Annotated in this window: 11 protein-coding genes; 4 read left to right on the top strand and 7 right to left on the bottom strand. The window is 38.5% G+C overall.

The genetic code is table 11. The annotated features are described in order from the left end of the window. Positions 1 to 57: 57 nt before the first annotated feature. The 4 genes from AA650_RS07435 to AA650_RS07420 form a co-directional block, all read right to left on the bottom strand. On the bottom strand, positions 58 to 939 hold the full coding sequence (locus tag AA650_RS07435) for a DUF4351 domain-containing protein (protein ID WP_053538540.1): 882 nt from the start codon (positions 937 to 939) through the stop codon (positions 58 to 60). Between the two features lie 241 nt (positions 940 to 1,180). Beyond that, the gene (locus AA650_RS07430; RefSeq protein ID WP_053538539.1) at positions 1,181 to 3,310 is read right to left on the bottom strand and encodes a caspase, EACC1-associated type; all 2,130 of its coding nucleotides are present in this window, start codon (positions 3,308 to 3,310) and stop codon (positions 1,181 to 1,183) included. Continuing rightward, on the bottom strand, positions 3,303 to 3,698 hold the full coding sequence (locus AA650_RS07425; protein ID WP_053538538.1) for a hypothetical protein: 396 nt from the start codon (positions 3,696 to 3,698) through the stop codon (positions 3,303 to 3,305). Before AA650_RS07425 ends, AA650_RS07430 begins: the two co-directional genes overlap by 8 nt. A 167-nt stretch (positions 3,699 to 3,865) precedes the next feature. Continuing rightward, positions 3,866 to 5,005 (bottom strand): TRAP transporter substrate-binding protein, encoded by a 1,140-nt coding sequence (locus AA650_RS07420; RefSeq protein ID WP_053538537.1) that lies wholly within the window; start codon positions 5,003 to 5,005, stop codon positions 3,866 to 3,868. A 262-nt stretch (positions 5,006 to 5,267) separates the two neighbouring features. Between AA650_RS07420 and AA650_RS07415 the strand changes: the two genes are divergently transcribed. The 3 genes from AA650_RS07415 (at position 5,268) to AA650_RS07405 (ending at position 8,312) form a co-directional block, all read left to right on the top strand. Next, on the top strand, positions 5,268 to 6,074 hold the full coding sequence (locus AA650_RS07415) for a Uma2 family endonuclease (protein WP_053538536.1): 807 nt from the start codon (positions 5,268 to 5,270) through the stop codon (positions 6,072 to 6,074). Positions 6,075 to 6,336: 262 nt separating this feature from the next. Continuing rightward, entirely contained in the window at positions 6,337 to 6,960 is a 624-nt protein-coding gene (locus tag AA650_RS07410) for a TRAP transporter small permease subunit (protein WP_053538535.1), read from the top strand. A gap of 8 nt (positions 6,961 to 6,968) precedes the next feature. Then, positions 6,969 to 8,312: a TRAP transporter large permease gene (locus AA650_RS07405; RefSeq protein ID WP_053538534.1), complete on the top strand. Its 1,344-nt coding sequence runs from the start codon at positions 6,969 to 6,971 to the stop codon at positions 8,310 to 8,312. A 170-nt stretch (positions 8,313 to 8,482) separates the two neighbouring features. Here AA650_RS07405 and AA650_RS07400 read toward each other — a convergent pair whose 3' ends face one another. The 3 genes from AA650_RS07400 to AA650_RS07390 all read right to left on the bottom strand — a co-directional run bounded on the left by AA650_RS07400 (position 8,483) and on the right by AA650_RS07390 (position 9,872). Then, a complete protein-coding gene (locus AA650_RS07400) occupies positions 8,483 to 9,061 on the bottom strand; it encodes a Uma2 family endonuclease (protein WP_053538533.1) in 579 nt (192 codons plus the stop codon). Between the two features lie 131 nt (positions 9,062 to 9,192). Next, positions 9,193 to 9,636 (bottom strand): type II toxin-antitoxin system PemK/MazF family toxin, encoded by a 444-nt coding sequence (locus tag AA650_RS07395; protein WP_053538532.1) that lies wholly within the window; start codon positions 9,634 to 9,636, stop codon positions 9,193 to 9,195. After that, positions 9,630 to 9,872: an AbrB/MazE/SpoVT family DNA-binding domain-containing protein gene (locus AA650_RS07390; protein WP_027402219.1), complete on the bottom strand. Its 243-nt coding sequence runs from the start codon at positions 9,870 to 9,872 to the stop codon at positions 9,630 to 9,632. The genes AA650_RS07395 and AA650_RS07390 overlap by 7 nt, the downstream gene beginning before the upstream one ends. 374 nt (positions 9,873 to 10,246) lie before the next feature. Here AA650_RS07390 and aspS point away from each other — a divergent pair, with 374 nt between their 5' ends. Continuing rightward, on the top strand, positions 10,247 to 12,061 hold the full coding sequence (aspS, locus tag AA650_RS07385; protein ID WP_053538531.1) for an aspartate--tRNA ligase: 1,815 nt from the start codon (positions 10,247 to 10,249) through the stop codon (positions 12,059 to 12,061). Positions 12,062 to 12,165 lie beyond the last annotated feature (104 nt).

Here is a 12,165-nt window from a genome sequence, read left to right as displayed (position 1 = left end):
GCGATCGCTCTTTAAATTAGTGGATACTACTGGAGCGATCGCTGCTATTATGGCTACTTATTGGTAATTTTTCAGCCAAGTTTCTAAATCTGTAACTGAAGTAAAGTCTAATAAAGCCTCTCCTAATTCTTCAAGTTTCTCCACAGATAATTGCTGGACTTTTTGAATTAATAATGAATCAATTTCCCCAACTCGGCGATTTAAGAGACGGATAATTAGACGTTGTTCTCCCTCTTGTTTAGCAAGTTCTCTGTCTTGTTGGTAAAGTGGTGCTAATCGCATAATCAACTCCTGATCTTCTGTTTGTGAACTTTGATTGATTTTTAAGTTTTTCTGGAGGTTGTAGAGTAGTTCTAAGGTGATTTTGACGTAAGGTTGATTTAATGGTAACGCAGCTAATTCATCAATTGCTCGTTTTTGGACTGTACCTCTACCTAAAAGTCTTAACCACAGTGTTTCTTGAGTTTGTGGTAATTGATGAATGACGACAATTGCGGCGTGTAATGATTTTGCTAAATAGTATATTCCGGGTAAGGAATCTGGTTTTGTTGTCTCGCTAAATCCTGATATGATGTTTCTTGAGGCTGTGGGGGTGAGAATCCACAATTTAGGAATTTGGATTTTTGTTTTGTTGGTTTGTTCGCGTTTGGCTGCTCTTCTTAATGCACCTCTGACTTCTAATGATTTTAACAGACAATCACAGATTTCTTCTGTTCCTGCTGGATTGCGAAATGGCTCAAAAATAGCTGGTGTTGTGGCTAATTTTCCTAATAATCCTAATAGTTCTACGTTGGTTGTTTGGTTGGGAAATGGTGTAAATAATACGTCTATTTCTCGGATTTCTCCAGCTACTTGACTGGCTGCTTGCACTTCTCCGAATGGTTTGAGTAGTTCTTCTAAGTAGTCCTTGGCGAATTGATCGTGTATAAAGCGGGTCATTTTCGTGTTTACTTTAAAGATATCTTAGATGCTGCCAGATCCCCGACTTCTTTAAGAAGTCGGGGATCTATTCTATGCTATTATCTACTTGACTAAATCTAAAGTTTTCTGTATTATGGACGAAGCACTCATCAAGCATCCGAAAATCTAAAAAAATATTTTTTATCGCTCCACTCCGTTACGCTAGGGAAGGGAAAAATAAAGAGCGCAAAGCGCAAAAGAGCAAGAGTGCAAAGGGCTACTAAGTCCTCGCCGCACCACTACACACAACCCGAAAACCAATATGGTCGTGGTTGTGGTCGAGATTGCCGTTGCCGCGATAAGCAGAACGGCAATTTTCAGGATAGTTGTCCCACGAACCACCGCGCAGCAGTCTAGACTCACTGTTTTTATCTAGCCAGGCGCTACCATCAGCGGGAGCATTTATATAATTTTTGTGCCACTCATCTTCGCACCATTCCCATACATTACCACACATATCGTATAAACCGCAAGGGTTAGCAGGAAATTTTCCTACTTCTGTGGTTTTTCCTCGATATTCTCCTTTTGCACCACCACCATAGGTGTAGTTACCATCATAATTTGCTAACTCTGTGGAAATTATTTCCCCAAAATAAAATGGTGTAGTAGTTCCCCCACGACAAGCATATTCCCATTCGGCTTCACTAGGTAAGCGATAGGTTTGATTTATCTTTTGGGAAAGTCTAGCGCAAAATTCTTGAGCATGATTCCACGATACAAACTCAACTGGCAGATTATCACCTTTAAAGTTCGATGGATCAGATTCTAAATCAATCTTAACTTTAGGTAAAGCAGCTACAAGTCGCCATTGTTTTTGAGTAACTGGATATTTACCCATGAAAAATGAGGGAACAGTAACTTGATGTTGTGGACTTTCATCAGAATCTCGTCCTTCCTCACTTTCTGGAGAACCCATGATAAAAGTTCCTCCAGGAATATGTACCATTTCCAGTAATACACCATTTCCCAAATCTTGGGTAAAATACTCGGCACTTTTGGCAATGCGTTTAATTCCTGTACCATTCTTATTTATCTGAGCAGTTTCAAACTGGAAAGTCTTTAACTGATAACCAGATTTATTTTTTTCTGCTTCTGCTTCTCGCTGACGTTGCAATCTTTCTGCTTCTTGCTGCAATCTTAGTTGTTCGGCTGCTTCTGCCTCTCGTTGGCGTTGCAATCTGTCTGCTTCTTGCTGGAATCGTAATTGTGATAATTCTTTTGCTCGTTGCTGAAGTTGCAATGCTTCCGCTTCTCGCTGCTTTTGTATCTGAAGCTGTTTTTGATATTCTGCTTCTTTAACAGATGTAATTTCTAACTCAATTGATACTACATCCTCATCTCTCAAACCTAAAACATCTTGCTGATAATCTTTAAGTATATTTAAAATATGTTCATCCAGAGGATATTTTTGCTCAACAGCTTTAGCAAAAGCTTGTTTGTAACTTTGCAAATTTGCTAACCGTCTACAAAAAGGTTCGAGAAATTCTGTTTCTATTTCTTCGGCTTTTGTATCTGTGATTCCCAGAATTTTCCGTTTTGGCTTTAAGACTAAAAAAGCCAATTCATTTAGTTCACCATTTGGAGCATATTGTTCAACCAATTTGCGATACTCTGCTTCTGGATTTTTGGGAGCATAGGCCAATAAAATATTGTATCCTTCCTTGTCCAGAATGATATCTGGTGTCATGTTAGGCTTTACCGCTTGGACTTTTAATTTAGCGTAAGTGTGTAGTTTCTGAACATGAATATTGCCATCGTTATCTGTATCTGCTGCACCTGTCTCGATTCCCTCAACTAAATATTGAGTATAGAGGGAAAGTGTTGCCCCTTCTTGTGCAAAGGAAGTTTGAGTTGCACCAGAAGATGTAAGCACAACTCGTCCTTCTGCACCTAATTGCTTTTTGATATCTACTCCAATACTTTTTGTGTGCCAACCATTAGCAAAAGCACCACTATAACAAGCATCTAAAATTAAAACTTGTCGTTTGGAATAACAACTTTTTGATTGTGTTTGAATAAAACTTGCATCTACAGCAGTGGCTTCAAAGTCATCTTTTGCTGTGTTGCGAGTTGCTAAATAGAGATGATTATCATCATTAGTAATTCCATGTCCAGAAAAATAGAATAATAATAAATCTTCTTTACCTGCATTCTTAAACAGCTTTTGAATTGCTATTCTCATAGCTACTGAATCAGGATTCAGCAGCCGTTCTACCTGTGCAAAATTTCCCAAGTTGGGATTTTGCAAAACTCGTTCCATAGCCTGGACATCATTGAGTGCAGATAATAGGGGTGGGATACCTGCACCATATTCACTGACTCCAATCAGTAGAGCCATTTTTTTAGCCATTGTCACCACCCATTGCGGCTAATAGGTCTTTTGCTATTTTTTCGCTTTCTAGCAGTTCTTGGCGGCTTTTGGCTTTGATACTGACTTCTTTATCACCGACTTTGACAGTGATTTCCAGGGATTGATCTTTCAGGCGATCGCCTAAAAAGCTCAAAAATGTTTTAATATTTTTCATACTGACTTGTGCTGTCAGCACTCCGATCAAAGTTGCAAAACCTGGCTTACTTCCTGCTTCTGGGTTAAAATCTTCAGCACGGTCTACTTTTTCTACTTCATCCGAATCCCGCAATTCCCGCAGTAGCTTACTTGCTATTTTTAGCCGTCTCTCATCATCTAATTCTGGGTCATCAATAGCAAAAGTAAATTGAATTGTGCGATTATCCGTCATATTCACCCCCAGAGTCTTAATTATATTTTTAATACTAAACTATACAGTGCAATTCTCCACTTTACTGTGAAAAAAGGTGGTAATTTTTAGATTTAAAAGTAGTGCGTTTCCCATAACCTTTGTAGAGACGTTCCATGGAACGTCTCTACGGAGATTTCAAATCACTCTCAACTCCCCGCTTTCAGCTTCCCATAGGCATAACGAGTTAAACTGCCTTCATTAAGATTATTCCACGCATACATCCGATCTCTAAAGGGTTTCCATTGTTCATAAACAGCTTTAAAATCAGCATCTTTAGCCGCAAATTCATCATATAAAGCAAAAGAGGCTTTTTCCGCTGCTTCCAAAATTTCTTGACTATAAGCACGCACTTGAGTACCTGTTTTTAATAGTCTTTCCAATGCTTCACCATTACGAGCATCATAACGAGCTAACATTGTTGTATTCGACTGATATGCAGCAGTTTCTAAAGCTGCTTGGTATTGAGCTGGTAACTTTTTCCATTCGTCTAAATTAACTTGTACTTCTAAAGTTGGACCTGGTTCCCACCAACCTGGATAATAATAAAATTTAGCGACTTTATTTAAACCCAATTTTTCATCATCATAGGGTCCCACCCACTCAGCCGCGTCAATAGCACCTGTTTGTAAGGCTTGGAAAATTTCCCCACCAGGAAGAGTCTGTACCGTTACTCCCAATTTAGCCATAACTTGCCCCCCTAAACCGGGAATCCGCATTTTTAAGCCCTTGAGATCATTAAGTGTTTTGACTTCGTTGCGAAACCATCCCCCCATTTGTGTCCCCGTATTTCCCGCAGGAAATTGAATCACATTGAATTTGCTGGCGTAAATTTCCCGCAGTTTGGTTAAACCTCCGCCTTCATATAACCAAGCGTTTTGTTGTTGGGCATTAAGTCCAAATGGTACTGATGTACCAAATCCTAGAGCGGGACTTTTACCAATGTAGTAATAAGCAGCAGTATGTCCGGCTTGGACTGCACCTTGGGAAACCACATTGAGAACTTCTAAACCGGGGGCTATCTCTCCAGCCGCACGGGGTTCGATGATAAATTTCCCGTTAGTGAGAAATTTGACGCGCTCTGCTAAAACCTGCGCTCCGCCAAAAATAGTTTCTAAAGACAATGGCCAACTTGTAGCCATTTGCCATTTAACGGTCGGTAGGTTACTTGTATCAGTTTGACCTGTAGCGGCTTGATTTTGTGCCTTTTGACAACCACCAACAATTGCTACTCCGGTGGCAGCGATCGCACTTTGAGATAATCTGTTAACAATAGCTCGACGTTTCATAAAAATGAATATTAGTAAGATTTACCTACAATATCATAATCCTGTAAAATTTTAGCCACTACAGGGTAGGTTGATGTTAAAATTTTTCGTGGAGATTAGGCACGGGGAAAAAAGGTTTTAGACTTGTTTACTTTTCCTTGTACAGTTTGATTCTATGGTGCTGATACACTTAAAACTTATTATTTCTTATAATTTTGCCAATTGCTGATCATTTCAGATTAGTATAAAAATATTAAGTAATTTCTAACTAAATTTAACGGCTATGTTAGAAACTGTTTTGGCTGAACCTAGCATTAAACTGCCACCCACCCAGGCAGAACTTCCTTGTGATGATGGTATCCCCATGGAGACACAAAGACATAAATTACAAATGGATATTTTAATTGATACCATTCAGCCTTGGTTAGATCAAAGGACTGATGGATATGTAGGTGGCAATATGTTTGTTTACTACAGTTTAGCACAATTAAAAAATCAAGATTTTCGCGGTCCAGATTTTTTTGCTGTTTTAGGTGTGCCGAAAACAGAAAGACTTTCTTGGGTAGTTTGGGAAGAAGGAAAACCCCCAGACGTGGTAATTGAATTACTTTCAGAAACCACAGCTAACAATGATAAAAATCAGAAAAAACTGATTTATCAAAATCAAATGCGGGTTTCTGAATATTTTTGGTATGACCCGTTTAACCCCAATGATTTTGCAGGTTTTGATCTGAATAGTGGTGCATATCAACAGATTGCTCTAAATGAGAAAAATCAATTGGTAAGCAAAGTTTTAAATTTAGCTTTAGTGCGTTGGGAAGGTAATTATAGAGGCGTTGATGCCACTTGGTTACGCTGGGCAACTTTGGATGGTGAATTATTTCCCACTTCTCAGGAAATGGTAATAATTACACAACAAAGAGCAGATGAAATAGAACAAATTGCAGAACAAGAAAAACAACGTGCAGAACAAGCTGAATTGCAATTAAGACAAGTTGCTATTAAGTTGTTACAGAATGGAATGTCCATAGAACAAGTGGCACAATTGACAAATTTGGATATTTTGGAGGTGGAACAATTGATGAATTAATAGTAAAAATTCACTAAAGTTTTTCTCGTTCCCATACTCTGTATGGGAATGAATTCCAGAAGGCTCTGCCTTCAATAACAGCAGAGGCAGAGCCTCCGTCAGGGCATTCCCAGTCAGAGACTGGGAACGAGATAACGAGATAAAAACACTGGGGAAATTTCTGAGTCTGTTTTAACAGACTTGAGCTATTAGACAGGGAATTTATTCCCTGGCTGAATGGCTGACTGTATTCTCAAGTCTTGCCTTTAATTTATTATGTTCTATGCGTCACTCAAAAAGATTTGCTTTCATCAGTAAGCTATTAAAATTTTCGCAGTTTATTGACAATGGTGCTGATAAATTGGGATGGTTATCGAATTGGCTGGTTTTGCTGACAATTGGAGTCGGTTTTTTCAATGTTGTCGCCCGTTATATGGGTCGCTTTATTGGCGTACAATTGTCTTCTAATGCCTTATTAGAACTGCAATGGTATTTATTTTCTCTCACATTCTTATTCGGCTTCGTTTATATTTTACGTCATGGAGAAAATGTCCGGGTTGATTTTCTCTATACTAATATGAGTGAAAAAAAACGCGCCTTAGTTGACTTTGTGGGAACAGTTTTATTTTTAATTCCCTTTTGTCTACTTGGCATTTGGGTGACAATCAATCCAGTTTTACAATCTTGGGGGAGATTAAGTGATGGTAGTTGGGGAACTTGGGAAATATCTTCTGATGCTAATGGTTTACCCCGCGCCCCAATTAAAACAATGGTTCCTATAGCCTTATTATTGCTGCTTTTACAAAGTATTTCTCAAGCAATTAAATATTTAGCAGTATTACTAGGCTATCAACAAGTAGCGGAACAAATTCGTTTAGAAACTTCAGAAAATATCAATATTGAATAGGGGAAAATATGGGTTTTGAATGGTTAGCAGTTTTAATGTTTGTCGGCTTTTTCTTTATTCTCATGAGTGGCTTCCCTGTCGCTTTTTCTTTCGCCGGCACAGCCATTGTTTTTGGACTTATTGGTACAGCAGTTGGGGCTTTTAATCCGGCGCGTCTTCTCCTATTACCTAATAGTTGGTTTGGCACAATGTCGAATTTTACCTTACTTGCTATTCCCTTCTTTGTGTTTTTGGGCGCAGTTCTAGAAAAGTCAGGATTAGCTGAAGAATTATTAGAAACTATCGGCATTATTTTAAGTCGTGTTCGGGGAGGATTAGCTTTAGCAGTTGTCTTAGTAGGAACTGTTTTAGCAGCCACAACTGGAGTTGTAGCCGCCACAGTAATTGTGATGGGAATGTTATCATTACCGCTAATGTTACGCTATGGCTATGATAAAAAATTAGCTTCAGGAGTAATTATTGCTTCTGGTACTTTAGCCCAGTTAATTCCTCCCAGTTTAGTTTTAGTTATTCTCAGTGATCAAATTGGTGTTTCTGTGGGAGATTTATTTTTAGGGGCATTAATTCCCGGATTAATGTTATCTACTTCCTATATTCTCTATATTTTAGGACTAGCTTTTTTTCAACCGGAAAAAGTGCCACTTATCCCTGATGATGTGGTAATTCCTCAAGGTACTCAATTAATTAAACAAATTTTCAAAGCTGTTGTTCCGCCAATTATTTTAATTTTTGCAGTGTTAGGTAGCATTTTCTTTGGTGTAGCTACTCCCACCGAAGCGGGGGCTGTAGGTGCTGTTGGGGCTTCTATTCTGGCTGCTTTTAATAAACGTCTGACACCACAATTAATTCGTGATGCTGCCCATTCTACCGCAGTAATTACAGCTTTGGTGGTGATGATTTTATTCTGTTCTTCGATGTTTAGTTTGGTGTTTGATGCTTTGGGTGGCAAAACTCTGATTACTAATTTATTAGTAGGTTTACCTGGAGGATATTGGGGTTTTTTAATTGTTAGTAATATCGTGATTTTTATTTTAGGAGCTTTTTTAGAATTTATTGAAATTTGCTTTATTGCTATGCCTTTATTTGTGCCAGCAGCCCAAGCTTTACATATTGATATGGTGTGGTTTGGTGTGGTTATGGCAGTGAATTTACAAACCGCATTTATTTCTCCACCTGTGGGATTTTCTTTGTTTTATTTACAAAGTGTTGCTCCTAAAGAAGTGAGTACATTAGATATTCATAAAAGTGCGATTCCTTTTATAGTTTTACAGTTTATTGTGTTATTAATTGTGATTGCTTTCCCGCAAACTGTTCGCTGGTTAATTGATATTTCAGCAACAACTGGTGTATAAAAAATAAGATGTGTTATCTTTCATTCTTTCGCCCAAAAAGAGCAGCAGTTATAGTTGTTCTAAAATTTTGATTAACTAAGGATATAAATAAAATGTCACAAGAAGAGTTTCAACAAAAAATCTTAATGATGAGTTTTGCCTGTGTAGTAACTGGAACTTGAAATATAGACTTAAAGAAAAATTGGCTGTAAATCTAAAATAAAACCTGGTAATACATCTTCTCCAGATAAACTTATAGGAGATTGTAAAACTTCTATTTCTTGATTTTGACGATAAATTTCTACTTGTTTGGTTTTAGGATTAATTAACCACCCTAAACGTAAACCATTGGCTATAAATTCCTGCATTTTTGCTTGAGTATCTGCTAAATCATCACTTTCAGAAACTAACTCAATCACAAAATCGGGACATAAAGGCAAAAACTTTTTTCTTTGTTCTGGTGTGAGTACATTCCATCTTTCTATTTTAATCCAAGACACATCTGGGGAACGGGTAGCACCATTAGGTAATTTAAAACCTGTGGAAGAATCGAAAGCTTTTCCTAAATTATTTTGGCGATTCCAATACCCTAAATCAAAACACATTTCAAAATTACGATTTCCTGTTTCTCCTCCAGTTGGTGACATAATAGTTAATTCCCCTTGATGTGATAATTCTAAACGCAAATCTTTATTAGCAGCGACTATTTCCACAAATTCATCATCTGTGAATTTTAATGATTGTGGTATTTGTAAAGTTACAGCAGTCATGATTCATACCTCTTGACTAATCTTGAATAATACTTTCCATTATATCTGTTAAAATGGCGGTTAGAAACCGCAGCTACACAGACGAAACCCACCTTCGTGGGTTAAATTCCGTGAGTCCGCGTAGGCGCGATTTATAAAATTAATGTTTCAAGTTTCGCTTGTACTTCTTCTATTAAATCTTGGGTAACACTTTCAACAAATTTTACCTTTCTAGCTCTCCAATCTAGTGTTTTAATTTGGTCAGCTAACACAACTCCTTTTGTTTTCATTCCCTCAACAAGTGGAACTTCAAAACTCAGCCCTTTTGGATTGCTATTTATAGGACACACTAGAACTAAAGAAGCCATTCGATTATATTTAATTGGAGATATAACAAGAACAGGACGATAGCCGATTTGTTCACGCCCAAGTTGTTGCAATTCGTTATTTAATGTCTTAGCAATATCATCAAAAGACATTCCTGACGCTTGCAGGGAAAATGCACGCTTAATCGAATCAGCAGTAAATCTTTGTGTGTTCCCAAATTCTAATTTAACAATATCTCCTCGATTGGGAAAATAAGAATTAACTACCAATCTTCATTCCCCACAGCGTTTCCAGTTTCAAATTCAGGATGAAATTTATCAGGAGTCATACCTTCAAGCAACTCATCCAGGGTATATTTTTTTCTTTTTTGTGGTGTAATCACAATCCTGTTACCTTCCACACTAAAATTTATCGCTATCCCTTCCGTTACTTGCGCTTGTTCAGCTACGGATCTGGGAATCCGAATCGCTAAACTGTTTCCCCATTTTGCCACAACTGTTGTCATAGTTATCTCCCAATATTTTGTTAGAAATCTACAGGACTAAACTTGAGGTTTTCTCCAGTCAAACACTCTTCACAACTTAGGTCAATGTATATACTTTGAGTATACATATTTAATTAGCGGGTGTCAATAAATTTTTTAACCTGTAGAAAGGAAATCGCCCTGATCACTTCCCCCGTCTCTGATCTACGGTTACACACAAGTTCCGAAATAAATACGTTGTAGCAATCACCGGTAGAGTAACCCAACGTCCTGAAGCCAAAGCTAAAATAACTGATTTTTCCAGAACTAAAACTACTACAATGACAATTGATGCTAGATAATGGGAAAGCCTTGACATTTACCCAACCTAGCCCGGAACCAAAGAACTAACAATTATGCGAACTCACTATTGCGGCGAACTCCGAAAAGAACATATTGGTGAAACTGTTACCTTTTACGGATGGGTAGACCGTCGCCGCGATCACGGTGGTGTGATATTCTTAGATTTGCGCGATCGCTCTGGTATTGTCCAAATCGTCAGCGACCCCCAGCGCACCCCAGACTCCTACGAACAAGCTAACACACTCCGCAATGAATACGTTGTGGCAATCACCGGTAGAGTTACCCAACGTCCCCCAGAATCTCTAAATCCCCGGCTACCCACAGGCGAAGTCGAAATCTATGCTGATAAAATAGAACTCCTCAACGCCGTCCGTAAACAGTTACCTTTCCAAGTTTCCACCGCAGACACGGAAACAGTCAGGGAAGATTTGCGGTTAAAATATCGTTATTTGGACTTACGACGGGAACGCATGGCGCAAAATATGCAATTGCGTCACCAAGTCATCAAAGCCATGCGGCGCTACCTGGAAGACTTAGAAGGGTTTATCGAAATTGAAACCCCCATTCTTACCCGTTCTACTCCCGAAGGGGCGCGAGATTACATTCTTCCCAGTCGCGTCAATGAAGGTGAATGGTTTGCTTTACCGCAATCACCGCAACTATTCAAACAATTATTGATGGTATCGGGAATGGATAGATACTATCAAATTGCGCGATGTTTCCGCGATGAAGATCTACGGGCTGACAGACAACCGGAATTTACCCAATTAGACATGGAAATGAGTTTCATGTCTGAAGATGAAATTATCGAACTTAACGAAAAGTTAGTTTGTCATATTTTCAAAACCGTTAAAGGAATTGATTTACCTCGTCCTTTTCCTCGTCTTCCTTACGCGGAAGCTATGAACCGTTACGGAAGTGATAAACCAGATACCCGCTACGGTTTAGAATTAGTTGATGTTTCTGACATTTTAAAAGATTCCGGTTTCAAAGTTTTTCGAGAAGCTATTTCTAACGGTGGTATCGTTAAAATTCTCCCCATTCCTAACGGTAACGATGCAATTTCTAATGTTCGCATTAAACCAGGTGGCGATATTTTCCGGGAAGCCGCAGAAGCTGGAGCGAAAGGTTTAGCTTATATTCGTGTCCGAGAAAATGGTGAAATTGATACTATTGGCGCAATTAAAGATAATTTGACACCGGAACAAAAGCAGGAAATCTTAACCAGAACAGGTGCAAAAGCTGGACATTTGTTATTATTTGCGGCTGCTGATAGGTCCACTGTGAATAAAACTTTGGACAGAATTCGTCAATTTGTGGCTAAGGAATTTAAGTTAATTGAAAAAGATAAGATTAACTTCCTGTGGGTGACAGAATTTCCCATGTTTGAATGGAATGCAGGTGAAAACCGGCTAGAAGCATTACATCACCCATTTACAGCACCTCATCCTGATGATATCAATGATTTAAAGACCGCCCGCGCTCAAGCTTATGATTTGGTTTTAAATGGGTTTGAAGTTGGTGGGGGAAGTTTGCGAATTTATCAGCGAGAAGTTCAAGAACAGGTGTTTGCAGCTATTGGTTTATCAACGGAAGAAGCACAAAGTAAATTTGGCTTTTTGTTGGAAGCTTTTGAATATGGAACTCCTCCTCATGGTGGTATTGCTTACGGTGTAGATCGTTTGGTAATGTTGTTATCTGGAGAGGAATCTATTCGTGATGTGATTGCTTTTCCTAAGACTCAACAAGCTCGTTGTTTGTTAACAGATGCTCCTGCAAATGTGGACGCAAAACAGTTGAAGGAGTTGCACGTTGCTTCAACTTTTAAACCGCCGCTTAAATACCAAGACATTATGGATAAGTTATAAACACTGAAGGAGTTGCACGTTACTTCGACTTTTCAACCACAGGTGTAAGGTTTGATTATTCCCTCTGCTATATTTTAGTAGGGGGTTTAATTAAATTCTCACGC

This window comes from Anabaena sp. WA102 (genome assembly GCF_001277295.1).
GTDB lineage: Bacteria > Cyanobacteriota > Cyanobacteriia > Cyanobacteriales > Nostocaceae > Dolichospermum > Dolichospermum heterosporum.
Note: the sequence above shows the minus strand (reverse complement) of the source record. Positions and strands in the feature narration are given on the sequence as shown.

What these genes read in the sequence shown, in the direction of transcription:
- AA650_RS07405 (WP_053538534.1), top strand. Translation starts at nt 6,969, where the DNA reads ATGGGTTTTGAATGGTTAGCAGTTTTAATGTTTGTCGGCTTTTTCTTT.
- aspS (WP_053538531.1), top strand. Translation starts at nt 10,247, where the DNA reads ATGCGAACTCACTATTGCGGCGAACTCCGAAAAGAACATATTGGTGAA.
- AA650_RS07425 (WP_053538538.1), bottom strand. Translation starts at nt 3,698, where the DNA reads ATGACGGATAATCGCACAATTCAATTTACTTTTGCTATTGATGACCCA.
- AA650_RS07420 (WP_053538537.1), bottom strand. Translation starts at nt 5,005, where the DNA reads ATGAAACGTCGAGCTATTGTTAACAGATTATCTCAAAGTGCGATCGCT.
- AA650_RS07430 (WP_053538539.1), bottom strand. Translation starts at nt 3,310, where the DNA reads ATGGCTAAAAAAATGGCTCTACTGATTGGAGTCAGTGAATATGGTGCA.
- AA650_RS07410 (WP_053538535.1), top strand. Translation starts at nt 6,337, where the DNA reads ATGCGTCACTCAAAAAGATTTGCTTTCATCAGTAAGCTATTAAAATTT.
- AA650_RS07435 (WP_053538540.1), bottom strand. Translation starts at nt 939, where the DNA reads ATGACCCGCTTTATACACGATCAATTCGCCAAGGACTACTTAGAAGAA.
- AA650_RS07400 (WP_053538533.1), bottom strand. Translation starts at nt 9,061, where the DNA reads ATGACTGCTGTAACTTTACAAATACCACAATCATTAAAATTCACAGAT.
- AA650_RS07415 (WP_053538536.1), top strand. Translation starts at nt 5,268, where the DNA reads ATGTTAGAAACTGTTTTGGCTGAACCTAGCATTAAACTGCCACCCACC.
- AA650_RS07390 (WP_027402219.1), bottom strand. Translation starts at nt 9,872, where the DNA reads ATGACAACAGTTGTGGCAAAATGGGGAAACAGTTTAGCGATTCGGATT.